Source organism: Arthrobacter sp. LjRoot78, from assembly GCF_964254335.1.
Classification (GTDB): domain Bacteria; phylum Actinomycetota; class Actinomycetes; order Actinomycetales; family Micrococcaceae; genus Arthrobacter.
Genome location: NZ_CAXUTG020000001.1, coordinates 3,997,501 through 4,022,806 on the forward strand (window position 1 = coordinate 3,997,501; position 25,306 = coordinate 4,022,806).

At 67.5% G+C, this 25,306-nt stretch carries 20 protein-coding genes; 9 read left to right on the forward strand and 11 right to left on the reverse strand.

What is annotated here, in order from left to right; translation table 11 throughout:
• Nucleotides 1–167: 167 nt before the first annotated feature.
• The 6 genes from ACSQ1X_RS18610 to ACSQ1X_RS18635 are packed head-to-tail and all read right to left on the reverse strand — an operon-like array spanning nucleotide 168 to nucleotide 10,071.
• Nucleotides 168–1,163 (reverse strand): phosphotransferase enzyme family protein, encoded by a 996-nt coding sequence (locus ACSQ1X_RS18610; protein WP_436058774.1) that lies wholly within the window; start codon nucleotides 1,161–1,163, stop codon nucleotides 168–170.
• Nucleotides 1,160–2,194 (reverse strand): phosphotransferase, encoded by a 1,035-nt coding sequence (locus tag ACSQ1X_RS18615; RefSeq protein ID WP_436058775.1) that lies wholly within the window; start codon nucleotides 2,192–2,194, stop codon nucleotides 1,160–1,162. Before ACSQ1X_RS18615 ends, ACSQ1X_RS18610 begins: the two co-directional genes overlap by 4 nt.
• Nucleotides 2,191–3,402, reverse strand: coding sequence for a phosphotransferase (locus ACSQ1X_RS18620; RefSeq protein ID WP_436058776.1), 1,212 nt, complete (start codon nucleotides 3,400–3,402; stop codon nucleotides 2,191–2,193). Before ACSQ1X_RS18620 ends, ACSQ1X_RS18615 begins: the two co-directional genes overlap by 4 nt.
• Nucleotides 3,399–5,357 (reverse strand): ABC transporter ATP-binding protein, encoded by a 1,959-nt coding sequence (locus ACSQ1X_RS18625; protein WP_436058777.1) that lies wholly within the window; start codon nucleotides 5,355–5,357, stop codon nucleotides 3,399–3,401. The genes ACSQ1X_RS18620 and ACSQ1X_RS18625 overlap by 4 nt, the downstream gene beginning before the upstream one ends.
• Nucleotides 5,354–6,397 (reverse strand): phosphotransferase, encoded by a 1,044-nt coding sequence (locus ACSQ1X_RS18630; RefSeq protein WP_436058778.1) that lies wholly within the window; start codon nucleotides 6,395–6,397, stop codon nucleotides 5,354–5,356. The genes ACSQ1X_RS18625 and ACSQ1X_RS18630 overlap by 4 nt, the downstream gene beginning before the upstream one ends.
• Nucleotides 6,394–10,071 (reverse strand): glycogen/starch synthase, encoded by a 3,678-nt coding sequence (locus ACSQ1X_RS18635; RefSeq protein WP_436058779.1) that lies wholly within the window; start codon nucleotides 10,069–10,071, stop codon nucleotides 6,394–6,396. The genes ACSQ1X_RS18630 and ACSQ1X_RS18635 overlap by 4 nt, the downstream gene beginning before the upstream one ends.
• Nucleotides 10,072–10,496: 425 nt before the next feature.
• Between ACSQ1X_RS18635 and ACSQ1X_RS18640 the strand changes: the two genes are divergently transcribed.
• Both ACSQ1X_RS18640 and ACSQ1X_RS18645 read left to right on the forward strand, forming a co-directional pair.
• Nucleotides 10,497–11,588: a type I restriction endonuclease gene (locus ACSQ1X_RS18640; RefSeq protein WP_055798187.1), complete on the forward strand. Its 1,092-nt coding sequence runs from the start codon at nucleotides 10,497–10,499 to the stop codon at nucleotides 11,586–11,588.
• 290 nt (nucleotides 11,589–11,878) lie between these two features.
• Complete coding sequence (locus ACSQ1X_RS18645; protein WP_436058780.1) at nucleotides 11,879–12,727, forward strand: HAD-IIB family hydrolase; 849 nt, start codon at nucleotides 11,879–11,881, stop codon at nucleotides 12,725–12,727.
• A gap of 48 nt (nucleotides 12,728–12,775) precedes the next feature.
• Here ACSQ1X_RS18645 and ACSQ1X_RS18650 read toward each other — a convergent pair whose 3' ends face one another.
• The gene (locus tag ACSQ1X_RS18650; RefSeq protein ID WP_436058781.1) at nucleotides 12,776–13,573 is read right to left on the reverse strand and encodes a GOLPH3/VPS74 family protein; all 798 of its coding nucleotides are present in this window, start codon (nucleotides 13,571–13,573) and stop codon (nucleotides 12,776–12,778) included.
• Between the two features lie 150 nt (nucleotides 13,574–13,723).
• Between ACSQ1X_RS18650 and ACSQ1X_RS18655 the strand changes: the two genes are divergently transcribed.
• Complete coding sequence (locus ACSQ1X_RS18655) at nucleotides 13,724–13,984, forward strand: hypothetical protein (RefSeq protein ID WP_055798191.1); 261 nt, start codon at nucleotides 13,724–13,726, stop codon at nucleotides 13,982–13,984.
• A gap of 94 nt (nucleotides 13,985–14,078) precedes the next feature.
• Here ACSQ1X_RS18655 and ACSQ1X_RS18660 read toward each other — a convergent pair whose 3' ends face one another.
• From ACSQ1X_RS18660 to ACSQ1X_RS18670, 3 genes are all read right to left on the reverse strand, one after another.
• A complete protein-coding gene (locus ACSQ1X_RS18660; protein WP_436058782.1) occupies nucleotides 14,079–15,587 on the reverse strand; it encodes a DUF222 domain-containing protein in 1,509 nt (502 codons plus the stop codon).
• A gap of 60 nt (nucleotides 15,588–15,647) precedes the next feature.
• Nucleotides 15,648–16,532, reverse strand: coding sequence for an aminoglycoside phosphotransferase family protein (locus ACSQ1X_RS18665; RefSeq protein WP_436058783.1), 885 nt, complete (start codon nucleotides 16,530–16,532; stop codon nucleotides 15,648–15,650).
• Nucleotides 16,533–16,658: 126 nt separating this feature from the next.
• Nucleotides 16,659–16,838 carry a hypothetical protein gene (locus ACSQ1X_RS18670; RefSeq protein ID WP_436058784.1) on the reverse strand — a complete coding sequence of 60 codons (180 nt, stop codon included), beginning with the start codon at nucleotides 16,836–16,838 and terminating at the stop codon, nucleotides 16,659–16,661.
• 255 nt (nucleotides 16,839–17,093) lie between these two features.
• Here ACSQ1X_RS18670 and ACSQ1X_RS18675 point away from each other — a divergent pair, with 255 nt between their 5' ends.
• Complete coding sequence (locus tag ACSQ1X_RS18675; protein WP_436058785.1) at nucleotides 17,094–17,633, forward strand: TspO/MBR family protein; 540 nt, start codon at nucleotides 17,094–17,096, stop codon at nucleotides 17,631–17,633.
• 482 nt (nucleotides 17,634–18,115) lie between these two features.
• Here ACSQ1X_RS18675 and ACSQ1X_RS18680 read toward each other — a convergent pair whose 3' ends face one another.
• Nucleotides 18,116–18,463: a CBU_0592 family membrane protein gene (locus tag ACSQ1X_RS18680; protein ID WP_436058786.1), complete on the reverse strand. Its 348-nt coding sequence runs from the start codon at nucleotides 18,461–18,463 to the stop codon at nucleotides 18,116–18,118.
• Between the two features lie 196 nt (nucleotides 18,464–18,659).
• Here ACSQ1X_RS18680 and ACSQ1X_RS18685 point away from each other — a divergent pair, with 196 nt between their 5' ends.
• The 5 genes from ACSQ1X_RS18685 (at nucleotide 18,660) to ACSQ1X_RS18705 (ending at nucleotide 25,276) form a co-directional block, all read left to right on the forward strand.
• Nucleotides 18,660–19,583, forward strand: a complete 924-nt coding sequence (locus ACSQ1X_RS18685; protein ID WP_436058787.1) for a LysR family transcriptional regulator — start codon at nucleotides 18,660–18,662, stop codon at nucleotides 19,581–19,583.
• 67 nt (nucleotides 19,584–19,650) lie between these two features.
• Nucleotides 19,651–20,277, forward strand: a complete 627-nt coding sequence (locus ACSQ1X_RS18690) for a TetR/AcrR family transcriptional regulator (protein ID WP_436058788.1) — start codon at nucleotides 19,651–19,653, stop codon at nucleotides 20,275–20,277.
• Between the two features lie 97 nt (nucleotides 20,278–20,374).
• Nucleotides 20,375–21,913, forward strand: a complete 1,539-nt coding sequence (locus ACSQ1X_RS18695; protein ID WP_436058789.1) for an aldehyde dehydrogenase family protein — start codon at nucleotides 20,375–20,377, stop codon at nucleotides 21,911–21,913.
• The gene (locus ACSQ1X_RS18700) at nucleotides 21,914–23,566 is read left to right on the forward strand and encodes a GMC family oxidoreductase (protein WP_436058790.1); all 1,653 of its coding nucleotides are present in this window, start codon (nucleotides 21,914–21,916) and stop codon (nucleotides 23,564–23,566) included.
• Between the two features lie 123 nt (nucleotides 23,567–23,689).
• Nucleotides 23,690–25,276, forward strand: coding sequence for an APC family permease (locus ACSQ1X_RS18705; protein ID WP_436058791.1), 1,587 nt, complete (start codon nucleotides 23,690–23,692; stop codon nucleotides 25,274–25,276).
• The last annotated feature ends 30 nt before the right edge of the window (nucleotides 25,277–25,306 follow it).

Below are 25,306 nucleotides of genomic sequence, written 5' to 3' on the forward strand. Positions count from 1 at the left end.
CCCCGGCGCCCATCCGCTGCGCTGGCAGCGCCGCCAGCTTCGCCAGCTTCGCCAGTGAAGGATTCCTGTAACGCCTCCAGCCAGTGGGCCCACGACGGCGGGCGGTCCCGTGTGCCTACAGCGCCGTCGTCCGCTTGCGTTTGGTGCCGCTCCCCTGCGGCGGAGTCTCACGCTAGGACCGCACGGCAGGCTGCCACCAAGGCGTCCTGGTGCTCGTCCAGCCAGGCGAGCCGGTGGTCTTCCAAACGTATTTTGGCGTGGTCGTTCTCGGACAGGGTTTCGCCGCCCAGGACACGGCTGCGCCGGCCCAGGCCACGCTTCAGCCGCTTGGCCTCCAGCAGCAGCGGCAGCGCCTCGACCTCGGCCGCCGTTGGCCGCGCATCCCTGCCGTAGGCCGCGAGCAGTTCGGTGACCCGGCTCAGGTCGAGGGCCACCTTGTGGTCGGCCTCCCCGAGACGGGTGTACACCTTGCCGACGTCGTGAACGGCCACCGCGAGATCGAGGACCCGCACGTCCGGGTGTGCGCTGTCGAAGTCCAGGACCCCCACCACCTGGTCGCCGGCGAACACCAGGCTGCCGCGCCTGGCCCCGCCGTGCACCACCACCCGGGGAAGCTCCGGCAGCAGGCCGGTCAGTTTGTTGAGTACGTGCACCGTCCGGGCACGCAGTGCCGGCTCCACATCCTGTTCACCGGCCCGGCTCCCCAGCTCGCTGAGGACAGCCGGCTCGGCAGCCACCGCTGGCAGGTCGGCGACGACGGCGTGGTACCGGGCGAGCGTCCGGCCCAGCGCCCGCACGTGCTCGGGTGAGTCGTCGTCGAAGGGTGTCCCCTCGACGCCGCGGGTGGCGATCCACAACCGGCCGAAGAGCTCGATGTAGTCGGCGCCGGTGCGGGCGGGAACCACCTCCGGGGCAGGGAAACCCCTGTCCCGGAGCAGCCGCATCAGGCGCAACTGGCCGGTGAGCTCATCACGCGTCTTGGCCCGGTAGGAGCGGCGCAGGTAGTGGACACCGTCCGCAGCGGCGACGCGCAGGTGCTCGTTCTTGCCTCCCGGAAGAGGGCTGACCGAGATCCACCCACCCAGGGGCCACAATCCCTCGAGCTCGGCCACAGGCAGGGCCTGCCCGGCACGGTCCAGCACGCTGCCATCCGTCGGCGTCATGCTCCCGCCCGTCCCTCTGCCACCCGTTCGAACTCATTCACGTAGAGGCGGTACTGGGTGTCGTCGCGGTCGCGCCAGTCCGCATCCCCGGTCTTGATCTCGCGGTTGAGGCTGTGGAAGATGTAGCGCGCCCAGTGGAAGCGCAGGTTGACCAGCCGGTCGCCGTGCGTGGCCTCCCGGTAGGCAGCGAGGAACGCAGCGCATGGCTCGTCGGCCCTGCTGATGTCACCGGTGGCCGAGTACACGCCCTGGCGCATCCTGTGCAGGAACTCCGCCACGTCCCGCGCGGGGTCGGCCGGCGCGCTGCGGTCCAGGTCGATGACCGTCACGACGTCCTCAGTCAGGAAGACGTGTATCGGCCGGAACTGTCCGTGGCTCTGGGCCTGGATGCCGTCCACGGTGTCCCGGGCCAGGCCGTCCAGCTGTTCGAGCATGCCCAGGGCCGCGTCGACATAACCGGGGCTGGCGACCGCCACTTTGGCCAGGCGCTTGGCCAAGCTCGTCAGTTCTCCTGTCACCAGAAGGGATTGCGGGGTCCCGAGCCGGAGGTCCAGGCTGTGCAGGCGGGCCAACCACGACGCTGCACGGGCGGCAGCCGCTGCGAGGTCGGCGCTGTCCGCGGCGAACAGCGTGGACATCGGCTCACCCGGTGCTCCCCTGCACAACAGGATCTTCTCGTCTCCGTACCAGGCCAGGGGTTCGACGGACTGGTAAGCGGAACCGTGGCCCAGCCCGGCGGTACGCAGGGCCTGCAACTTCGCGTGCACGGCGGGACCGTCTTCGAAGGGGAAGAGCTTGGCGAACACGGGGGCGCCGTCGTCGAGTTCTATCTGCACCGTGGCAGCCCCGGTGCCGTCCAGCTGGATCACGTTCGTTGCCCACGACCCGCCGCCGGCCGCGGAGCCCAGGTGCGGGCGGACATACCGGTCCAGGAAATCCGGGGTGCGGACCCGTTCGGCACGCAGGACCTGCTGCTCCTTCACCTGATGGCTTTGGGCATGGATCTGGGTGCGGGTCTGGGTAGGGTTCATGCGTCCTCCGTAATGGTGAAAGGGGTGTCCATGAGCAGGCGGATGCAGGAGGCCTCGCGGTCCATGATGCGCGCGAACTTGACGGCGTCCTGGGGTTGCCGGGGAATCAGCGCCTGCTTGGTCAGCAGGTTCTCGCACTTCTTGACCACCACCATCAGCCGCTGGGCCTGGAAGATGTCCGGCATGGCCGACAGGTCCGCCTCTGCGAGCGGGGCATGGCTGCGGTAGTGGTGGAGGAAGGTCCGGCATCGGTCCGGGTCCAGGCCGAACCCGGCGCGGCGGATCGGGCCGTCGAAGCAGAACGACCTCAGGGCATACGCCAGATCCAGGCCCAGCAGCTCCTGCGCGGACCGGTCGAAGTCCAGCACCGCGCTGAGCCGGCCCTCGTCCATGAGAACGGCGGACTGGCCATAGGAACCGTGGATCACGATGGATGTCAGGTCCTTCTGGCGTCCCCCGAGCCCCACGTTCAGCTGCTCCATCCGGTCAGCCAGATAGCGGGCGTCCTCTCGTAGCGCCGCACCGGAGTCGGCGTCCAGCAGCGACGCCATGACGTCGACGGCGGCGTACAGCTTCTCCTGCCCCACCTGCCCGAGGGTGGCCAGGCCGGAGGAACGCTCCCTGTATCCCGGCATCGACAGCTCTGACACGATGGCGTGATAGCGCCCGAGTCCCCGGGCCACTTCCGCCAGCTGGGCGGCGTCGCCGGGATCGTACGCGCGGCCGTGCATCAGCCGCGTGACCATGTGCAGGACGCCGTCCACCTGTACCGAGACGGCGCCGTCTCGTGTCCGCTCCACGGGCGGGGCCGGGTAGCCGTGTCCGCGCAAGTGGTCGATGAGGGCGCATTCGAACTCCGCCCCCGCCACGGTCTTCAGGTTGTGCGAGCGGCGGAGCACCACCTCGCCCGCATCCGTGCGGACGAACCAGCTCATGTTCGAGCTGCCGTGGTCGGTGCGGCGCCACGCGCGCCAGCGGCCGAGGCCGTAAGCGTCCTCCAGGACCGGGATTAGCGACGACTCGTCGACCGCAGTCACGGGCAGTCGGCCGCCCTGGCGGGGCACCGAACCACGCAGCACCAGCAGCCGGTCCGCCGGGTCGGCAGCCGGGGCTGCGGCGTCGGCCAGGGCAGCCAGGACGCCGTCGGTGGATCCGGTGGTGATGAACGCGAGGTCGCTCGCTGGCGCCCGGACACTGGGCTCGGTCATGGAAGGGCTCCCTTCAAATCGGTGGCGGGTTGGTTGCCGTCTACGTCGAAAGACGAGGCGGCGTGGCGCCCGTAATCGGCGGCATCGCCGTGCAGGGCGGCCCGGGGGCCGGTGCTGCCCTGAAGGGTGATCCCCTGTAGGAGGCACATCTCCGTGTAGAGGCCGCCCGCGGCGATGAGCCGGCTGTGGGTACCGCGTTCCACCACGCGCCCCTCCTCGATGACCACAATCTCGTCCGCCGCCATGGCCGCTGCCATCCGGTGCGTGATGATCACGGTGGTCCGGCCGGAGCTGACGTGCCGGAGTGCGCGGAGCACGGCGTGCTCGGAATGCGCGTCCAGGCCCGTCGTCGGCTCGTCGAGTACAAGGACCGGGCAGCCCTGCAGGACCGCGCGCGCCAGCGCCAGCCGCTGTCGCTGCCCGCCGGACAGGGTCGCCCCGCGCTCGGCCAGCACCGTGTTGTAGCCGTTTGGCAGTGCCTGCACGAAGTCGTGGGCCTGGGCCGTACGGGCGGCGTGCTCCACCTCCTCCGCGGAAGCGTCGGGACGGGCATATGCAATGTTCTCCCGCACGGAGGCACGGAACAGCAGGGCCTCCTGCGTGACCAGTCCGATCTGGGTGTGCAGGCTCTCGCCGGTCAGGTCGCGCAGGTCCTCGTCGTCCAGCAGGACCCGGCCGCTCGTGGGATCCTGCAGCCGGCACAGCAACGCGGCAATCGTCGACTTCCCCGCGCCGGTGGGCCCGACGATCGCGAGGGTGGTGCCCACCGGAACGCTCAGGTCGACGTCCCGCAGAACGGGGCAGTCGGTGCTGTAGGAGAATCCGACGGCGTCAAGGCTCAGTCGCCGCCGTGGCGGGCCGGCCGTGCGGGCATCGGGCTTGTCCTGCACTTCCGGGCGGCGGCCGAGGGTGTCGGCAATGCGTGCCGCGCGGACACCGGCCCGGGTCAGCTGCGCCGGCAGCTTGGACAGCGCCCGGGTGGGGCCGAAGAAGTCGCGAAGGTACGCCGTGAAGATCACCAGGTCGCCCGGCGTGAGGGCGCCCGAGAGCACGCGCTGGGCCCCCAGCCACACCAGGCCCGTGGTGGCAATGGCCACCACCGCGTCCACCGCGGCACCGAAAGCGGCACTGGTGCGCGCGGAGCGGAGCACGGCCGCGACCGAGGCGTCGGAACGGCTCCGGAAGCGGCGGGACTCGTGTTCCTCCCGGCCGGTTGCCTTCACCAGCTTGACCGCCACCAGTGATTCCTGCGCCATCGCGGCCAGGTCCCCCTCGATCTCCCGCGAGTTCTCCTCCACGGCCCGGATGCGGGCGCGGAAACTGGAAACGGTGAGCAGGAGCATGGGCAGCACAAGCAGCAGTGCCAGGCTGAGTTGCCAGTCCAGAATCAGCATCACTCCGGCCATGCCGGCGAGTGTGAGCACGTTCGTGGCGGCGTCCACGAACGTGACGGTGAGCAGCGCGCGCACCTTGTCAACGTCGCCGGTGAGGCGTGTGGTGAGTTCACCGGTGGGGGTCCGCTCGTGGTAGCTCAGGGGCAGCCGCTGCAGATGGTCGTAGAGCTTCGTGCGGATAGCGGCGGAGACGCGCTCACCGACGGCGGTCAGTGTGTAGCTGCGTGCGGCGCTGATCAGTGAGTCCAGGAGAGTGATGACGGCGAGCGCGCCGACGATGAGGACCAGGACGCGCTGCACGTCCTGTCCCCCCGCGCCGCCGGCCGGCAGCAGCACTTCGTCAAAAAGGTACTTCAGAGGCCACGGCTTGAGCAGGGCGACGCCGGCACTGGCTGCGGCCAGCAACCCTGCCAGTACGCAACCCGGCCACTGGGGCCGCAGGAAAGGACCAAAGGTCCGCAGGATCACCCCGGCGCGCATCACCGGCACGGATCCGCCACGCTGGCGCCGCCGGCGCTCGGCGCGGTCGGGATATGTGGCCCCGGTACCGGATACCCTCACCGGTAGCCTCCCGCGGCCGCGGCTTCCACGGCCGCTTCCCAGGCGTCGAGCCAGTCCGGAACGAACGAGGTGTCCGCCACCGGGCGGACCACCAGGCGGTAGAAGAGCACCTCGGCGAAGGTGCGGGCCACGTAGGCAGGGGTGGAACGGACAGCACCGGAGTCGCCACTGCTGTCCGAGTAGGCGTCCAGGAACGCCCCCACCCAGGGCAGGGCGGCTGCCAGGTCCCCGTGCCGGGCGGCACCCATGGTCAGGGTCTGCCCGATGAAGTGTCCGAGGTCCCGTGCGGCGGGGGCCCAGGCGGCCCGGTCAAAGTCGATGACCACGAAGCGGTCCGCGTCCAGGTGGATGTTCTTGGGCTGGAAGTCTCCGTGGGTCACCACCCGGGAGCCGACGGCGGCGGCCAAGCCCTCCAGGGTCCCGGCCGTGAGTTCGTCCAGGCGGGCAGCCGACTGCGGCAGCAGCCCGGCGAGCGCCGTACCGTACTCCGCGAGCTTGAGCCGCTCGAAGTCCTCCGCCAGGTCTGGCACCTGCACGCCCCGGATGCCATGCAGGCGCGCGAGCCAGCGCCCGGCCCGCCCGGCCTCGGGCGAGGCTGGCCCCGGGTCGCCGTCCAGGAAGGAGTGCAGGGTAGTGGCAGGCGCCTCCTCCTGCGCGAGGAGCTGACGGGCGGGGTCGAAGCCGTAGGGCGCGGGAACCCCGAGCTCGGCGCCGTCGAAACCGGCACTGTGCAGGCTGGTCAGCAACCGCCACGCCTGCTCTCCGCCGCCCGCGCGGTAGCTCTTGCCGATCACCGCCAGCGGAGACGAAGGACCGGTCCCGGAGTCGACGGTGACTGTCCATCGGACCACCGGCCGGCTCCGGGACGCGTGAACCACCGACCGCGTGAGTACCTGGACCTTGCCCGGCGGCAGGGCATCCAGCGGTGGCGGCGAGACGAGCAGCGATTCGGCCACGGCGAGCCGTTCAGCCCGGCGGGCATCGGAGGCCGCGGCCGCGACGGAGGTCGTGGCCGCGACGGAGTCCGCACGCGTGATCACCTCAGGCCTCCCGCTGTTTTGTGGGCGGCCAGGTGGTGGAGCCGTTCCCGCCCCGCCTCCATCGCCAGCTGCGCCGTGTCGTCGTCGACCTCTCCCACTCCGATGAGGAGGTGGAAGGACCGCGTCTCGGCGCGCACGCGGACGAGTACGCCGTGTCCGGGTTCCGGCCCGGAGGGGTCCCGCCAGGCGGTGTCCTCGTCGCCGGCCAGGGCGACCCAGACGTCCGCGCCGCGGTTGCGGGCGCCCCGCCAGCTGCGTCCTCCGCAACGCTGCAGCTCTGCCACCCCGTGGCGGAGCAGCCGGTAGTAGTCCGGCGACAGGCAGGTCTCCACCGTGATACCGGGCGCTGCCGCGGGGAGATCGTAGGCAACCAGCAGTGACGGGCTCACGTCATCGAGGAGGATCCGCTTGCGGAGCCCGTGCAGCGGACTGTCCTCCTGCACGTTGGTCAGTTCAACCTGGACCGCTCCGTCGCCGGCATGGATGGTTGCCTCATGGCGGTCGTGGACACCCCCGACGTCGGCGAGCGCACCGGGGTGGTTGGCCGGGACGTCCATGTAGCTGTTCAGCTCCTGTTGCTTGTTCCAGTCGTCGGTAGGGTTCCCGATCACCAGCATGCCGCCGTCCGGGCCGCGGCATGCCAGGTAGACCAGGCGGCCGCCGCACTCCGGGGACAGCACTGCGAACAGGTGCTCGCTCCTGAGGACCAGTTCCTCCGCGCCGTCTTCGTCGAGGTCCACCAGTTCCGCCCCAAGCGCGCGGGCGGGGTTGCCGAACCACCGGGCTGCGGCAGCCAGCACGCCGGCGGCGCGCCCGTGGCTTGCCACGGCCTTGGCCCAGGCGGCCGGCTGCCGCTCCGGGTGGTCCGTGTCGTGCCATGCCGTCTCGTACCCCGAGGCCAGCAGGTGTTTCCAAGCCAACGCGGTCAGCCGCGGTTCGGCACCCGCGCTCTCAGCGCCGGCCACGGCGCGGCGGGCACGGGCGAGGTGCTGCTGATAGGGGGCCCAGGCCGTGTCCTGGTCCCAGCCCCGGTAGTCCTCTCCCGCGTGCCAGTCCTGGGCCAGCTCCACGAAGGTGCCGCGCTCCACGACGCGGACGCCGGGGGTCCGCCGGCGCTGGCGGAGCCATGACGGCAGGTCCACGGGTATCAGGTTGGGCTGGGTGGCCAGCCAGCGCAGGAATTCCTCATAACGCCCCAGGGCGCTGGGGTGCCACGGGCCCACGCCGGCGCTCTTCTCCATGTCGTCCGCGTACACCAGGATGGTGTCGTCGCCCGGAGCCGTGGGGAGTTCGGCCGTGCGGGACAGGCTGCGCCAGTGGCTCCGGTCGTCCGGGGGAAGCCAGTACCGCAGCCGGGTGGACATCGGCACCACCTGAAGGCCGCCGCCGCCGTCGATGCAGTAGGGGCGCAGCGCGTCGGCCGGCGGAGGGCTGTCCTGATCGGCGCCGTCGAAGTCGGCCCTGTCGCTGCTCCCGTGGGATCCGTCGGTGGGATACAGCAGCCGGTCGTCGAGCAGCACGTACCGGTACCCTCCGTTGGGCAGGGTGGGATCGGTCAGCAGTCCGGCCAGGCGGCTGGTGTCCCATACCCGTTCGGGGATCCAGCAGATCTCAAGGTCCTCCGGGGCACACTTCAAGTGCTGCCGGTAGAGCCAGAACAGCTCCTTGAGCTGCCGCCGGTTGTACTCCGGGTCGAAGGCGGTGAGGATGTTTTCGGAGTACGTTCCGCCCACCAGCGAGAGCAGTCCGAGGTCGCGCAGCCGGCGGACCTCAGCCAGGAACCAGGGGTGGTGCCAGGCGGCCGCTTCCACCATGGTTCCGGACAGGTGGAGCGTGACCGGGGTGCGGTATTTCTCGTGCAGCCGCAGCAGCGCCGCGTAGCCGTTCACCAGTGAGGTCAGGCCTTCCCGGTCCTGGTAGCCGTCCGTGACCAGGAACTGGTTGGCGTGGTGGACGATCGCCAGGGGAAGCGGAGCCGGGCGCGGCCGCTGCCGCTGCCGGGGCATCGGGATGCCGGGCGATGCGGTGCCCCGAACGGAGGGGCCCGGAACGACGGCGGAGTTCCGGATGTCGACGGCGTTCCGGACGACGGCGGCGCCGCGCCGCGAGCGCACGGCCTCGTCGTACAGGGCGACGTATTCACGTGCGGGTGCCTGCCAGGAGAAATCCGCCCCCATCGCCCGCGTCTGCAGCCGGCGCCACTCAGGCTTGCGACGGTAGACCGCTATGGCGTTGTCGACGGCGGACAGCATCGACGCGACGCGGCGCTGGACGAAGGTGAAGCCCAGCCCTGTGGCAGGGTCCTCGGTGTAATCCTTCACCGTGTCCGCCAGGCCACCGGTCCGGCGGACCACCGGGATAGTGCCGTAACGCAGGGCGATCAGCGGCGTCAGCCCGCAGGGCTCAAAGACGGACGGCGCCAGGAAGAGGTCCGAGCCCGCATAGACCTGCCGGGCCAGGGATTCCTGCGAGGTCGGGTGGAACGCCATGTTGCCGGAGAGCCGGCGCGCCGCGGCCTGGAGCTCCCGTTGATATCGGGGCGCCCCCTCGCCCATCACCACCACCTGGGCTCCGCGGGCCACGAACTGGTCCAGGGCCGACGACAGCAGGCCCACCCCCTTCTGCGACACCAGCCGGGCCACCATGCCGAAGAGCGGCCGGTCCGGCGCGAACTCCAGTTGGCTGATTCGCTGCAGGACTTCCTTGTTCGCACGCTTGCCGAGGACGAACGAACCGTTGTAGCGGGTGTCGATCCACGGATCCCGTTCCGGGCTGAACTCCTCGTAGTCGACGCCGTTGAGGATGCCCCGTGCGGTGTCCCCGCGGGTGCGCAGCAGCTGGTCCATGCCGGCTCCCTGCCCCGGGGTGAGGATCTCCTGCATGTAGCGGGGGCTGACGGTGTTGACCTGGTCTGCGAAGGTGACACCCCGCTCGAGCAGGCTTCCTGCCGGCGGTAGTCCGATCAGTTGGTCGGTGGCGGCCCCCACCGGCCCCTGGTAGGCGATGTTGTGGATCGTAAAGACGACGCCGGTGCGGTCCAGCGCGAGCCGGTGGGGTCCCAGCCGGGCTTCCTGGGCCACCAGCCCGCAGTGCCAGTCGTTGCAGTGGATGATGTCGGGGCGCCATGCGTCCTGCGCCGCGAGCGTCGCTATTGCCTTGGAGAACAGCACGAACGGCATGACGTCGTCGTCCTGGTAGCTGTAGGGGACCTCGCGGTCGAACCACCCCGGAAGGCCGATGGTGAAGACCTCCACTCCCCGGAGCGGCGGCAGCCGCCGGACCACCACACGCTCGGCCACCGGCCCTAGGGGGACGTCGAACGTCAGCACAGGGGTCCCGCCGATCCCCCGATAGGCCGGGATCACTAGGCGTACGTCGAAGCCCAGTTCCGCCAGCCTCTTCGGCAGCGCAATACTGACGTCAGCCAGCCCGCCCACCTTGACGAACGGGTAAGCCTCGGCACTGGCGAAAAGGATCCGCGGCGGCCGTTGCGCCGGGATGCTGGAGAGGTCCTCGGCCGGTTCGGCGTGGAATGCCGGTTCGCCGTGGAATACGGGTTCGGCGTGGAGCGGAGAACCGCCGATCCTCCCCAGGGTGGACACCGTCGGGGCAGGGTTCAATGGCGCCCGGCGGACCTGCCAGGGACGGTCCGCGGACGGGCTTTGTCCTTCCATGCCCACCCCCTGTGTTCCCACTTAGGCTTTTCCGGCGCCAGCCGCTTCGTTTCTTCAGCTTGGCCGAGAACCATGAGGCTCACATGAAGGGATCATGAAGGAATTTTCATGAACGCGCTGTCTGTCCAGTTCGGGCGGGATTGCGGGCTAGCAGGCCACTGGGCACTCATGCACACCGGACGACGGCGGGACCTCCCGCCGTCGTCCGTTCCGGTCTGGCGCTGCTCGCTTACAGTGCCGACCGGCCCGCGACGGACGCGCCGGTGGCTCGTTGACGTTGGCGATCCTTCAGCGCCCTAACAAGGACCGGCGCTAGCAACACAAAAGGAGTAAATCAGGACTAGGGGCAGCTAGATTCTGCTAATTCATCAAATTGTCATGGTGCTGCGCTACCGTTGCACCACCATCATTTCTTAGGGGGACAATTGGAGTTCGCAGAAAAGCTTTCAGCATTGGCAGCAAAGGTGCGCCAGCAGCGGGGTGTGATCCAAACGGAAGAAGCAACAAAGAATGCCTTTGTAATGCCCTTCATTTCCACAATTCTTGGCTACGACGTCTTCAATCCCATGGAAGTCGTTCCGGAGTTCATCGCAGATGTCGGACTCAAGAAGGGCGAGAAGATCGACTACGCGATCGTCAAAGACGGCGACGTGCAGATCCTGATCGAGTGCAAGAAATCCACGGAGCCGGTCAAGATCGAGCACGCATCGCAGCTGTTCCGGTACTTTGCCGTCACCAACGCCAGGATCGCAATCCTCACCAACGGCGAGGTGTACCAATTCTTCACTGACCTCGATGCGCCGAACCGCATGGACGCCAAGCCGTTCCTTGTGCTCGATTTGAACGATATCGACGAGTCGCTCATTCCGGAACTGCAGAAACTGTCCAAAGACATCTTTGACCTCGATTCGATCATCAGCGCCGCTGGCGAACTGAAATACATCGGCGAACTCAAAAGGACACTCGCAGCACAGTTCAAGGAACCGGAAGACGAATGGGTCAAGTTCCTCACCGGTCGCGTATATCCGGGCCCTTATACGCAGAAAGTGCGCGAGCAGTTCACCGCCTTGGTAGCTAAAGCGTCCAAGCAGTTCCTGAACGACCAGGTAAATGAGCGTCTTAAGAAAGCCCTCGGCGCCCCGGGCTTCCCCCAGAATGACGACCCTGCTGCCGCCGCCAGTGTCACCAGCGCACCTGTGGCCGAAGCCGACCTGGCCGAGGCGGACGGGCTGGAAACGACGCTCGAGGAAATCGAGGGGTACCAGATTGTCCGGGCCATCGTCTGCAGCGAAGTGAAGCCAGCTCGCGTAGTGCAGAGGGACGCCAAGTCCTATTTTGCGGTGCTTCTGGACGACAACAACCGCAAACCGATCGCGCGCTTGCACTTCAACCGCACCCAGAAGTACATCGGAATCTTCGACGACAACAAGGAAGAGACCCGGGTGCCCATCGGCTCGCTGGAAGAGATCTATGAGCACACCGAGGCCCTGCGTGCGAGCGTCAAGAGCTACCTGTGAGCGCGGCTGCTTCTGACCTCGATCGGCTTCTTGTCGCCATCGCGGCCATGCCGACGCCTTGACCACGCCATTTGGAGCCATGCGAGCACAACGCGGCTGAAGGGCATGCTGGAAATACCCTGAACCCCAGAGCAGGAAGCGGCGGCCGACGGCGGGACTTCCCGCCGTCGACCGTTTCAGTTTGGTGCCGCTCCCCCACAGCGTCGATCACGCGGAATGGTTCGACTAAGTCGATGCAGCAGCCGGCACCGGTTAGGCCGGGATGTTGCGCATGGGTATGATCCCGGAGCATGAGCGCTACGCCGAGCACCGCTGGAACTGTCCGGGCTGTCTTCCTTGACGTGGACGGCACCTACGCGGACTACGGCGTCGTCCCCGAGGGCCATATGCGCGTGGTCCAGGCCGCGCGGAAGGCAGGACACCGGATCTTCCTGTGTACGGGCCGCCCGGTCTCAATGTTGCCCAAAAGCATCCTGGCCGCGGGTTTCGACGGCCTCGTGGCCAGTGCCGGCGCCTACGCCGAGGTGGCCGGGACGGTGCTGATGGACCGGCGCTTCCCGGCGGACCTTGCGGCCAGGACGGTTCGGGCGCTCGACGCGCACGACGCCGTATACATCCTGGAAGCGCAGGAGGCACTGCACGTACCACCCGCTGCACTCGAGCGGTTGCAGGTAATTCTTGACGCCCATTTCGAGCAGGCACGCGGAGGCCCGGTGGGTTCGTCCGATATCCTCCGCGCGGTGCGCTCCACCTCCAATGGTGCCGACGTGCCGTTTTCCAAGGTCTCCGTGTTTGACTCCCCCGTTGCCATGGAGCGACTGGTCGAGGAAATCGGCGGGGCCATTGCAGTGGTCGCGAATTCGGTGGCCGACGAGGGCCGGCACGCTGGGGAACTGTTCCAGCGCGGGATCAGCAAGGCCGATGGCGTCGCGGCCGTCATAGCCCATCTGGGCATCGCGCGCGAAGACACGATAGCGGCGGGCGACGGCGCCAACGACCTGGAGATGATCGCCTTCGCGGGAGTCGGCATCGCCATAGAAGGGTCGCTCCCCGAGCTCGTGGCGCTCGCCGACCTAACGGCCGCTCCTCCCCGGCAGGAAGGGCTCGTTGCCGCCTTCGCGGAGCTCGGCCTCATCTGACCCGGCGCGTATCCGGCTCAACGGCACGAAGAAGCTATGGGGCAAGCGTCACAGGGTTGCAGCCTCTTCCTCTGCCAACCTAATCAGACGAAGTTCGTCCTCCACCGCGCGGGACGGCCAATAGCTCCTCGCCAGCTCACTCGCCCGGCTTCGGTTCGCCTCCGGGAAGAGCTTGCCGAACAGCCCGGCCGCCTGAAGCAGGGCGATCAGCGCTGTGGTCCTGGCATCGGGCGCCTGGGCACCAGGCTTCGCGGGAGCCCGCGTCGCGGCATCAGGCGTCGCGGCATCAGGCGTCTTGGCGTCAGCCGCCTCCGCAGCAATCGTCCCCGCATCAACCGCCTCGGCCTCGGCCTTGGTCACTTGGGATGCAGACGCCTCGGGATCGGACAACGCACCGCTGAGTGTCGCCTGGATCTTTTTCAGGAGCGCTTCCTCCGAAGCATGATCCTTCTCCGGGTACCGCATGGCCCGGAAGCGGCCCAGGTGCTTTTCTCCGACATGTTCCACGATGCCCTGTGCCGCCATCCCCTCATAGACACGCCGCACTTCGGCTCGGCCCTCCAGTATGGCGACCCACGCCTTGGGAGTGTGTGGCCGGGACTTGCCGCGGATGAGTTCCAGTTCGTGCAGGAAGTCGGTCTTGGGAGCGGCGTCGGTAGCCCTGATGTGCTTCCCCTGCAGTTCGATCGCCCCAAGCAGGGCCAGCTCGGCCAGTATTGCCCCTGCCGTAGTGGTTCTGAGGGCGAACACCGGCACTTCAGGTTTGCCGTCTTTGTCGTTTGTGGCCAGAAGCAGGAAGGCCTGGGGAAGGCTCAGTTCCACCGCTCTAGGTGTTTCAGCATCCATAGGATCATGGTGGCCCTGTTGGGCATCCACCACAATGAGGAATTGCTACCGCTGCATTCGACGCCGTGGTACGTTCACGGTGATCAGGATGTCCCATGCGGCCCCTATCCAGCCCGGCTCCTGGCGCAACCACGGAAAGCGGAGGCAACGATGCCAACTCTAATGGTCTTCCACGAGGTCGACGATGTTGAGCACTGGCTCAGCTCACCAAAGAGAGAAGAAGTATTCGGGCCGCTGGGCATCACCGTTCGAACGTTCATCGACCCGGCCAAGAGCCAGCGTGTAGGCCTGATCGTCCAGGTCCCCGACATGGAAGCATTCCAGCGAATCATGGAGTCCGAAACGGCCGCCGAAGCAATGAAATTCGACGGCGTCCGTCCGGAAACAATCCTGATTCTCGTCGAGCCTTAGGCGGACCGCCCCTGATCAGGATGTCGCCTCCACCGGGCAGCGGGCACTGGCCAACGGGCAGCCGGCAACCGGGCGCGACCTTGGAGCATCGATCCTAGGCCGCGATGAACTGTGCCCATTCAGGAAAGGGATCCACCGGTAATGGCGGCCCGGTCTCTCCGGGACCGGGGGCGCCGGCAGTTTCGTCGGGCCAGTCGGGCGGTTCCCGCTGCGGTTCCCACTCGGTGTCGTCGCCCGCGAGGCGGTTCCCGTCCGTGCCGGCAGTTTCGTCGGGCCAGTGTGGTGGTTCCCAGTCCTGGTGTTCGCTGGGGTAGGAGCGTCCCGCCGGCGAGATCCAGGCGGGTGGCTGGTCCCGGGTGGCGTTAACCGGCCTCCATGCTGTGGTGTGTTTGAGTCGGTGGTGCTTCAGGCAGGGTTGGCCCAGGTTGGTGATCCCGGTGCCGCCACCGTCGGACCAGGCCAGCAGGTGATCCGCTTCATTGTCCAGGGAATGGTTGCTGCAGCCGGGAAACGGGCACCGGCCATCCCGAAGCCGCAACCATTGGCGCATCGCCTTCGGCACCGGGTAGCTGGTGCGTCCGATCTCCAGCGGCGCCCCGCTGCGCGGATCGGTCAGCACCCGCAGGAACGAACCGGCGCCGTCCCCGACCAGCCGGCGGGCCATGGAAGGCGGAATAGGACCGTACCCGTCCAGCATGGCCGGCTCCTCCCCGGTGCCCAGGAGCGAGAACACCGGAACGGTCACCAACACCTGCGCCCTCGGTGACGGGGTTCCTTCCGCCACCCCCGCGATCAGCCAGTCAGCGGCGACGTCCGCCCGGAGCTGGGTCAGGGTCCGGGATTCGGCGGGCCCCTGGAGCGCGCGGGCCGCTGCCGTGGCACGGGACCAGGCAGCCGCTGCCACATCCGCAGCCACGTAGGCCGAGAGCCAGGCCATGCCGTCCCGGTCCGGGACAAGTTCCAGCCGGCGGTCCGTCACGCCCTTGCGGTGGCGCGCTTCGATGCTGACCGGATGATGCCGTTCACGCCAGCTGCGCGCTTTGACCCGGAACCTACCCGGCACCAGCTGTCCCGCCGGGCAGCCACGCGCAGCAAAGGGAGCGTCGGGGTCCAGGAAATGAGCCTCCAGGACAGCAGCCGCGGCGGGGTCCAGACCGGATGTTTCATCACACATCACCCGGGCGTGCTGCCACGAAATGCTCCCTGACCGCAGCGCAGACAGCGTCAGGGGCAACCCGGTGGTCAGGGTGGCTGACTCCGCCAGCAGCGCCGCCGCCGATCTTTCACTCACCGTCAGGGCACAGGCGACCTCCGCTGTCGCCGCCATCGCGTGGGCAGTGCGCCCCTGCGGGGACACGGCCGGGGCCGCCACCGCAGCGGCAGCGTGCGCGTATCCGGCGGCGAAGTGCACTTTCAGTGCAGCCATCCTGGCCTCCAACCCGGCCACCACGGCCAGGCCGTCCAGGCACGCGTCCCCTTCGTCCCGAAGAGGGTCAGCACCAGCCGGGGCCCCGTTCCCGGCCGCACGACGGGCACATCCGGCCAACGCGGCAAGGGAGGCCGCCATGGCTTCCAACGTCTCCGCAACCGCTTTGCCGTCCATGCCCACAGCATCTCAACAGGCACCGACAATTAACGCCGCTTCAAAGCATCAGGCCGAAAGTCAGCCTGCCAGGACCTGCCTGACCCCGAACTCTCCCACGGCCAACATCCGCGGATTATCATCGGAGTTGCTCACCATCGCGGTGGACAGGATGAGAGCCCAGCCCCGGGCCCTCATCCAGGTGTCCCCGTCCACAGCGGGGCCAAAAGCGACCGTGAAGCGGCGGCGGGCGCCGGCGTCGAACATCAGCCACCCCACCGCAAGATCAACGGCCGGATCCCCTGCCCCGACGTCGCCGAAATCGATGACCCCGGCCAGCGAGCCGTCGTCCGCCAGAAGGATATTGCCCGGGTGAAGGTCCCCGTGGAGCATCATCGCCGGACCAGCCCAGGCTTTAGCGGCAAGGGCCTGCGCCCACACCGCACCCAGCGCGGCTGCCTGCGGGTAGCGTTCGCGGTCCCCGAGCCGTTCCACCACCGCAGCGTCACGGTCCGCCAGCGGCACGCCGCGGAATGGATTCACCGGGACGCCGGTTTCGGCCGGCACATGGAGGGAAAGGAGGAAATCGGCCAGGCCTTCAGCGGCCGGCCCGCGGTCCGCCGGGCCGACGTCGGCCGCGGCGGCTCCGGGAACCCACCGCACGATGCTCCACGGCCAGGGAAAGTCCGACGTCGGCCGGCCGGCATGGACAGGCACAGGAACCGCAACCGGGGAGCGGCGGGCTATGTCCGGAAGGTACTGCCGCTCATGGAGAATCAGCGGTACAGCCTCCGCCCTGCGGGGCAGCCGGACCGCCAAGTCGTCACCGAGCCGGAATGTCGCGTTGTCCCAGCCGTTCGCAACCCGCGCCAGGGGACGATCACCGAGGTCGGGCCGCTGGTCCCGGACAAGGCACTGGACGACGGTGTCGCTCACTTCCAGCGTGGCTGGTGGCATTCCCGCCATGCAGAGACCCGCCTCCCTTGATCCCGCGATGCAATCCGGTCCTTTCCCTTGTCCGAATATAGTTCAGTACCCCGGAGCACGCGGTTGCTCGCTGGCTGATGGTCCGGTGTTCTCAGGCCGGTGTTCTCAGGCCGGGGGACGTGGCTGAAAGTGGAGTGTTTCCAGATAGTCGTCGTACTCGTCGTCCCGGACATCATCGTTCGGGAAGCCACCGGGAAGGGAACCCTGACTCAGTCCTGCCAGAAGGACGTGCTCAAGCCCCGGCTCGGTGTTCATGGCCGAAGCCTGGACGATTCCGGTGGCCACACCCGCTATTTTGCGTTGGCCATTTCATCGATTCCGGCCGCGCTGGCTGCGACCAGGAAAAACGCCGCGACGGCGGCCAGCCCGGGAACTGCTTTCCTTCTCCATGCGCTCATACTCTGATCGTGGTCCCCCCGCATGGGAAGGAGGCACCGTTTGCCTATGGGCGGGCTGTGGAAGCCCGCCCGGGCCAACGACGGCGGGCAGTGCCGCCGTCTTCGTTTGACGGGAGGGCCTGCGGTTGTTCACAGTTGGTCAGTGCCCTTGAACGTTGAACAAAGCGCCCCGGGCACTCCCGCTCCCGGCCCACGGCCGCTGCGGCGGCAGATTGCGGCCCTCTGCGGTTTTCTGGCGGTCTCGTGGACGGTGTCGTTGCTGGGATCCCTGCCGATCAGGTTGAACGGCGCCTGGTACGCGGCTGCGAACAAGGCACCATGGAGCCCGCCGGGGTGGATGTTCGGCTCGGCCTGGCTGGTGCTGTACGCGGCCATGGCGGTGGCGGCGTGGCTGGTGTGGCGGCAGCGGCGGTTCCCGCGCCGTGAGGCGTTCAAGGTCTACGGCGGCCTGCTGGTGCTGAATCTGTCGTGGCCGCTGACGTTCTTCGGGCTGTATCCGATCATTGGCGACGCCGCGCTGTGGCTGGCGTTGCTGGTGATCGCAGCCCACGCCGTGGTTGCGACGTTCGCCGTGCTGCGGTTCGGGCCGATCAACACGACGGCGGGAGTATTGATGCTGCCGTACGTTTCGTGGCTGGTGTTCTCGGCCAGCCTGAACCTCTACGCCGCCCTGAACAACTAAGGCTTGGGCGCCGGGGTCAGCTCCGGACCGATTCTTTGGTCAGTGGATGCGACGGTCAGTGGATGCGACGCGTATCCGGCTCAATCGCCCACGCAAGGCGGTGGAGCAGGCTGGCCATCCGGCCTCGCATGGCGGACCAACGCGACAGCCGTGGTCTGGTTGTCCTGTGCACTCGCGGAGCATTCGGGAGCGCGCTCGTGGCGGTGTCGTCTGTCCCGGCAAGAAAAAGTGCCATGAAGCCTGAACTGTCCATAGAGGTATCCCTGAAGTATTTGAAGGTGTTGCCTGCGGGCGAGGACCAGTGGCTCCGAGGCGGGCTGATTCTTGAGGCGAGGGAACCGGCACACGCGGTCCAAGCCTTACTTTGATTATCAGGCATCCTCGGCGGAATCCGCCAACCAGTTGACCAATTGTTTCGCACGCCAAACGGCAGCGGACGACGGCGGGACCTCCCGCCGTCGTCCGCTTAAGTGTTCGTCCGCCTAGGTAAAGCTGGCTGCCCGGGGTGCTTCAACGATGGCCAGTTGCCCGGTCGAGTCAGGGACGCCGGGAAACTGCACGTGCGGGGCCTCGGCAGCGGCCGGCGGTGAATCCTGCATGGACCGCATGCGAAGAAGCGCCACCGCGGAAATGAGGAACCAGGCGATATTCGTGACCACGGACGGCCATGCTTCGTGGAAGGCGCCGTTGATGATGAAGGCGCAGGAACCGAGGAGATTCGCGGTCTGGAAGCCCTTGCCGGCCTTCAGCCAGCCCATGGACACCGCCAGGTACGCACTGAGGATGGCAACAGCGCCTGCCCAACCGGCAATTTCCCAGAGCAGTTCCATGATGTCCTTTCGGGGGTGGTGCCCGGCTGCCATCCGCTAGGCGGAAGGTGCAGATAGCGGGCTGAAGTTACGTGTTTCGGGGCCGTTGCCGATCGGATCAGGCATCCCTGGATTTGGCTTTCAACAGCAATTATGAGGACGGCATGACTGTAGATCAATTGCATTCCTCTGAAGATGTGGTTTAGAACTACTTAACATGGATATCGATCCGCGCCGGCTGCGAGTCCTCCTTGCGGTTGCCCGCACGGGCGGAGTCCTCGCCGCGGCTGACGAACTGGGGATTACGCCCTCGGCCGTGTCCCAGCAGCTCAACAAGCTGGAGGACGAGACGGGGCATGCGCTGGTGGTGCGCACACCCAAAGGCTCGGTTTTGACACCCGCGGGCCTGGCCGTTGCGGAAGCCGGTGAGGAGATCGAGCGTGCACTCAGCGTTGCCCGCGCCCGGATGGAGGGCGGGGCCAAGGTCGCGGGGGTGGTGAGGGTGGGCGGATTCACCAGCTTTGTCCGCACGGTGGTCATCCCGCGCCTTCCCGAGTGGCGCATCCGGTACCCGCAATTGCAGATCCGGATGATTGAAGACGACTTCCCTGCCTTGCTGCGGCTGCTCCGGCAGCGCGCGCTCGACGCCGTTGTGGTGGAGCTCGATTCGACGACGCCCGGCCAAGGCTCACTGCCCGCCGGAATGATCGAGGAGCCCCTACTGGACGAGCCGTGGAAACTGGTGGTTCCCGCGGGTGCCCTGCTCACCACCGAGAACATCGATCTTGGCCACCTGCCGCTTCCGTGGCTCGGCGTCGATTCCTCTGCCGCCAACGCTTCGGTGCTCGGCCGGCTCCGTCAGTCAACGGGTGCCCAGATGGAGACGGTGCATCAGTACCAGGACACGCTGACCGCACTGGCCCTCGTCGCGGCGGGCGAGGGTGTCGCCATCGTACCCACCCTGGCGTTGAGCGGCGTCAGCCATGACGGGGTGGATGTCCTGGACGTCCCGGGACTGGGCACGCGTCGCATCGTCCTGCGGCGGTACGACCGACGGCGGTCAGCCAGCATGCCGGTTGACACAGTCGCGCGCCTGCTACGGGAATCGGCGGCGGCGTTCGACACGAGGTCCACATCCTGACCGCCTACAGCAAGGTCATACGGACCCGGAAAGTGCACTCGTACGGGTTAGGCAATAGTCTGGCCAGATGGGGACCAATGCCGTGAACTCCGGCGAACAGATGGACAGGCAGTCGCGCATTCTCGAGGCGGCGCTGGATCTGCTGTCCCGCCATGGGATTTCGGGGGTGAGCATGCGGGCCGTGGCCCGCGAAGCCGGTGTCGCGCTCGGCCTGGTGAACTACTACTACGACGACAAGACGAGCCTGATACGGGCAGCCCTGCGCCGGGTCGACGAGCACGACCTTCTGCTGGTGGCGCCCGACCCGTCGTCAGGTCCGGAGGAACAGCTGCGCAAGGCCCTGCGCCGAGTGGCGGCCGCCGATCTGCTGACCACCCGCTACCTGTCCCTGCGCCTGCACCTTTGGGCCCTTGCCCAGGCGGACGAGGGCTATGCACAGATCAACGCCGAGGCCTTCGACCGCTATCTCGACGGCCTCGCTGCATTGGTCTCCAACGCCCAACCCGATCTTTCCTGGGAGACATGCAGGGAGCGGGCGGCTGACATTGTCGTCATCCAAAACGGCATGTGGCTGACGGCGCTTCTCGGCGTAGATGAGGCCTCCATCCAGAGAAGCATCGCCCGCACGGAGCAAATCGCCTTCGCGCCGCTTCAGGACCACACCATCAAGGACCACGAGCTGCACGAGTCCTGAACCACCGGCAGCCGGGCAGGTTAGCTTCATACGTAGCATTGAACAACTGTTCAAAAAGGTATTGAACAGTCGTTCAATGTCCGCTACTGTCCTTCGTATGACTTACGCCACACCCCTTCGGGACGTCACCCAAACCGCAACAACCGAGACAGCATCCACCCTGTTCATCAACGGTGCATGGGAGCCGGCCGCCTCCGGCGCTGTGCGCGAAATCCGCAACCCCGCCGACGGCGAGTTGGTGGCCACAGTGTCCGAGGCCGGCCGGGAGGACGCCGAGCGCGCCATCTCCGCAGCCCGTGCCGCCTTCGACTCCGGTGTCTGGTCCTCCGTCACCGCACCCGAGCGCGGCACCTTCCTGCTCAAGGTCGCCGCCGGCTTGCGCGAACGCCGGGAAAAGTTCGCCCGCGCCGAGTCGCTGGACACCGGCAAGCGCATGGTCGAAAGCCGGATCGACATGGACGACATTGCCGCCTGCTTCGAGTACTTCGGCAGGCTCGCCGGGCAGCAGGCGGGCCGCATGGTCGACGCCGGGAACGCCGAGGTGGTCAGCAAGATCGTCCACGAACCCGTGGGCGTCTGCGGCCTGATCACGCCGTGGAACTACCCCCTGCTCCAGGCGGCGTGGAAGATCGCGCCCGCACTGGCCGCCGGCTGCACCTTCGTCCTCAAGCCCTCCGAGCTGACCCCGTCCACCGCCATCCTGGCCATGCAGCTGCTGCAGGACCTCGGCCTCCCGGACGGCGTCGCCAACCTGGTGACCGGAGCCGGCGCGGAGGCGGGCGCACCGCTCTCGGAACACCCCGCCGTCGACCTCGTCTCCTTCACGGGCGGGCTGGAAACCGGCAAGCGGATCGCGGCGGCCGCCGCCGGCACCGTCAAGAAGGTGGCACTGGAGCTTGGCGGCAAGAACCCCAACGTGGTGTTCGCGGACGCGGACTTCGACGCCGCCGTCGACAATGCCCTGAACGGGGCGTTCGTCCATTCCGGGCAGGTCTGCTCCGCCGGGGCGCGGCTGGTGGTGGAGGAATCGATCGCCGAACGCTTCGTGGACGAGCTGGTCCGCCGTGCTAGGGACATCCGGCTGGGCGGCCCCTTTGATGATGACGCCGAAACCGGGCCGCTGATTTCCGCGGCCCACCGCGACAAAGTCGACGCCTATGTCCAGCGCGGCATCCAGGAGGGTGCACGGCTGCGGACGGGCGGCGCGGCACCGCAAGGAGAAAAGTACGACGGCGGGTTCTACTACCAGCCGACCGTCCTGGACCGCGTGGAACGAGGCATGTCCGTTGTCACCGACGAGGCGTTCGGCCCGGTGGTGACGGTGGAAACATTCCGTACCGAGGACGAAGCGGTGGCGATCGCCAACGACACCATCTACGGCCTGGCCGGGGCGGTCTGGACCCAGGATGCCGGCAAGGCGCAGCGCGTGGCATCCCGGCTGCGGCACGGCACCATCTGGATCAACGACTACCACCCCTACCTCCCCCAGGCCGAGTGGGGCGGCTTCGGCCAGTCCGGCGTCGGCCGCGAGCTGGGCCCCACGGGCCTGGCCGAATACCAGGAAGCCAAGCACATCTACCAGAACACCAGCCCGCAGGTCACCGGCTGGTTTGCTGACCACGGCAAGGAGAACTAGATGCATTACGACAACATCGACGACGTCCCCGAGCGCGGGTTCGACTACGTCGTCATCGGCGGCGGATCCGCCGGTGCCGCCGTCGCCGCCCGGCTGAGCGAGGATCCGGACGTGACCGTGGCCCTCGTGGAGGCCGGCCCGGATGACCGCAACCTGCCCGAAATCCTGCAGCTGGACCGCTGGATGGAGCTGCTCGAATCCGGCTACGACTGGGACTACCCGGTGGAGCCCCAGGAAAACGGCAACTCCTTCATGCGCCACGCCCGTGCCAAGGTGATGGGCGGCTGCTCCAGCCACAACTCGTGCATCGCCTTCTGGGCACCCCGCGAGGACCTGGACGAGTGGGAGTCCAAGTACGGTGCCACCGGCTGGAACGCCGGCGCCGCCTGGCCCCTCTACCAGCGGCTGGAAACCAATGAGGACGCCGGGCCGGACGCACCCCACCACGGGGACTCAGGACCCGTGCACCTGATGAACGTGCCCCCGGTGGATCCTGCCGGCGTCGCGCTCCTGGACGCCTGTGAACAGACGGGTATTCCCCGGGCGAAGTTCAACTCCGGCACCACCGTGGTCAACGGCGCCAACTTCTTCCAGATCAACCGCCGCGCGGACGGCACCCGGGCCTCCAGCTCGGTCTCCTACATCCACCCCATCATCGACCGCCCCAACTTCACCCTGCTCACAGGCCTCCGCGCCCGCCAGCTGGTGTTCGACGCGGACAAGCGCTGCACCGGCGTGGACGTGGTGGACTCCGCGTTCGGCCGGACCCACCGGCTCTCCGCGCACCGCGAGGTCATCCTGTCCACCGGCGCCATCGACTCCCCCAAGCTGCTGATGCTCTCCGGCATCGGCCCGGCAGCCCACCTGGCCCAGCACGGCATCGAGGTCCTGGTGGACTCCCCCGGCGTGGGCGAAAACCTGCAGGACCATCCCGAAGGCGTGGTCCAGTTCGAAGCCAGGCAGCCCATGGTGCAGACCTCCACCCAGTGGTGGGAAATCGGCATCTTCACCCCCACCGAGGACGGCCTGGACCGCCCGGACCTGATGATGCACTACGGTTCCGTCCCGTTCGACATGAACACCCTGCGGCACGGCTACCCCACCACGGAGAACGGCTTTTCCCTCACCCCGAACGTCACGCACGCCCGCTCCCGCGGCACCGTCAGGCTGCGCAGCCGCGACTTCCGCGACAAGCCCATGGTGGATCCGCGCTATTTCACGGATCCCGAAGGCCACGACATGCGGGTCATGGTGGCCGGCATCCGCAAGGCCCGCGAAATCGCCGCCCAGCCCGCCATGGCCGAATGGACCGGCCGCGAGCTCTCGCCCGGCGTCGAGGCGCAGACGGACGAGGAGCTGCGGGAGTACATCCGCAAGACCCACAACACCGTGTACCACCCGGTGGGCACGGTCCGGATGGGACCGGCCGACGACGGGATGTCACCCCTGGATCCCGAGCTGCGGGTCAAGGGCGTCACCGGCCTGCGCGTGGCGGACGCCTCCGTGATGCCTGAACACGTCACCGTCAACCCCAACATCACCGTCATGATGATCGGCGAGCGCTGCGCGGATTTGATCCGGACCGGCCACACCGATGGCGCTGAAAGGGCCGCTGCAAGGAAAGAGGAGGAGCTCAGCCCGTCCTTCGCCTGAGAGGCAAGTTCCGGAGGCTATTGATTTCACCCGCGCCCCTTGTGGCCGCGGGGTGCATCGTCGTACTTTTCTGACTTAGGAGTTCACACATTGGAACCCAGCAAGAGTATTGATTCAAGCGGCATGGATGAATTTGGCTACACCCAGACCCTGGACCGGAGCATCGGCAAGTTTGCCAGCTTCGCCGCAGGCGTCAGCTACATCTCCATCCTGACCGGCGTCTTCCAACTGTTCTACTTTGGTTTTTCCATGGCCGGCCCGGCGTACGCCTGGTCCTGGCCCATCGTGTTCGTCGGCCAACTGATGGTGGCGCTGTGCTTTGCCGAGCTGGCCGGCCGCTACCCCGTGGCCGGATCGGTCTACAACTGGGCCAAGCGGCTCTCATCGGGGACCTCGTCCTGGCTGGCGGGCTGGCTGCTCCTGCTCTCCTCCATCGTGGCGCTGGGCTCCGTGGCGCTGGCCCTGCAGCTCACCCTGCCTCAGCTCTGGTCCGGTTTCCAGTTCGTCGGCGACGGCACAGGACCCTACGACTTCGCCATGAACGGCGTGGTGCTGGCCACCATCATGATCACCATCTCCACCCTCATCAACGCCTTCGGTGTGAAGCTGATGACCAGGATCAACAGCATCGGAGTCTTCGTGGAACTGACCGCGGCCGTGCTGCTGATCCTCGCGCTGGGCTGGCACGTGGTGCGGGGGCCCGAGGTCTTCTTCGACACCGCAGGCTTCGGCGAAGGGCACGACCTCGGCTTCTTCGGCGTCTTCCTCATCGGCGCCATGGCGTCCGGCTACGTCATGTACGGCTTCGACACCGCCAGTTCGCTCGGGGAGGAAACGAAGGACCCCAAGCGCACGGCCCCCAAGGCCATCCTGCGCGCCGTCACGGCCTCGTTCCTGCTGGGCGGCCTGATCCTGCTGTTTGGCATCCTGGCCGCACCGGACCTGGCCGATCCCAAGGTGGGAGCTGCCGACGGCGGGCTGCAGTACATTGTGCTCTCCGTCCTGGGCGGACCTTTCGGCAAGGCCTTCCTGGCATGCATCGTGGTGGCCGTGGTGGTCTGCACCCTGGCTGTCCACGCCGCCGCCATCCGCATGATGTTCGCCATGGCACGGGACAACAACCTGCCGTTCAGCCGGCAGCTCAGCAAGGTGGATCCGGTCCGCAGGACCCCCAAGATCGCGGCGATCGTGATCGGCGTCATTGCCGTCATTCCGCTGCTGGTCAACGTGATGCAGCCGGCCATCTTCACCATCATGTCCAGCATCAGCATCGTCCTGATCTATCTGTCCTACCTTCTGGTCACTGTTCCGTTGCTGCGCCACCGGCTGCTGAAGAAGTGGCCACTGCGGGATCAGCAGTCCGAAGCCGGGTTCAGCCTTGGCAAATGGGGTCTGCCGGTGAACATCCTCGCGGTCCTGTGGGGCGGTGCCATGACACTGAATCTGGTCTGGCCCCGCCCGGAGATCTACAACTCGGTGCCGCCGTTCGAGTGGTACCTGCAGTGGGGCGGCGTGATCTTCGTGGGCGCCGTGATCATTGGCGGGACCCTGCTGTACCGCCTGAAGATCCGCCACCAGACCGGGGTGCTGGCCGAGCACGCCGCGGCAGTCGCAGCACATCCGTCGTCGGGCGCTGCGCAGTACGAATCAGCGCAGCACGAAGCCCCGGAGGATGCGCTGGCAGTCAAGATGGCCGCGTCGGAAGCTTAGTAACGCCCCCGGAAGGGTCGACGACGGCAC

Excerpts from the sequence above, each read along its gene's own strand:
- ACSQ1X_RS18610 (WP_436058774.1), bottom strand. The coding sequence starts at position 1,163 with ATGACGCCGACGGATGGCAGCGTGCTGGACCGTGCCGGGCAGGCCCTG.
- ACSQ1X_RS18615 (WP_436058775.1), bottom strand. The coding sequence starts at position 2,194 with ATGAACCCTACCCAGACCCGCACCCAGATCCATGCCCAAAGCCATCAG.
- ACSQ1X_RS18620 (WP_436058776.1), bottom strand. The coding sequence starts at position 3,402 with ATGACCGAGCCCAGTGTCCGGGCGCCAGCGAGCGACCTCGCGTTCATC.
- ACSQ1X_RS18635 (WP_436058779.1), bottom strand. The coding sequence starts at position 10,071 with ATGGAAGGACAAAGCCCGTCCGCGGACCGTCCCTGGCAGGTCCGCCGG.
- ACSQ1X_RS18645 (WP_436058780.1), top strand. The coding sequence starts at position 11,879 with ATGAGCGCTACGCCGAGCACCGCTGGAACTGTCCGGGCTGTCTTCCTT.
- ACSQ1X_RS18650 (WP_436058781.1), bottom strand. The coding sequence starts at position 13,573 with ATGGATGCTGAAACACCTAGAGCGGTGGAACTGAGCCTTCCCCAGGCC.
- ACSQ1X_RS18655 (WP_055798191.1), top strand. The coding sequence starts at position 13,724 with ATGCCAACTCTAATGGTCTTCCACGAGGTCGACGATGTTGAGCACTGG.
- ACSQ1X_RS18660 (WP_436058782.1), bottom strand. The coding sequence starts at position 15,587 with ATGGACGGCAAAGCGGTTGCGGAGACGTTGGAAGCCATGGCGGCCTCC.
- ACSQ1X_RS18665 (WP_436058783.1), bottom strand. The coding sequence starts at position 16,532 with ATGGCGGGAATGCCACCAGCCACGCTGGAAGTGAGCGACACCGTCGTC.
- ACSQ1X_RS18680 (WP_436058786.1), bottom strand. The coding sequence starts at position 18,463 with ATGGAACTGCTCTGGGAAATTGCCGGTTGGGCAGGCGCTGTTGCCATC.
- ACSQ1X_RS18685 (WP_436058787.1), top strand. The coding sequence starts at position 18,660 with ATGGATATCGATCCGCGCCGGCTGCGAGTCCTCCTTGCGGTTGCCCGC.
- ACSQ1X_RS18690 (WP_436058788.1), top strand. The coding sequence starts at position 19,651 with ATGGGGACCAATGCCGTGAACTCCGGCGAACAGATGGACAGGCAGTCG.
- ACSQ1X_RS18695 (WP_436058789.1), top strand. The coding sequence starts at position 20,375 with ATGACTTACGCCACACCCCTTCGGGACGTCACCCAAACCGCAACAACC.
- ACSQ1X_RS18700 (WP_436058790.1), top strand. The coding sequence starts at position 21,914 with ATGCATTACGACAACATCGACGACGTCCCCGAGCGCGGGTTCGACTAC.
- ACSQ1X_RS18705 (WP_436058791.1), top strand. The coding sequence starts at position 23,690 with ATGGATGAATTTGGCTACACCCAGACCCTGGACCGGAGCATCGGCAAG.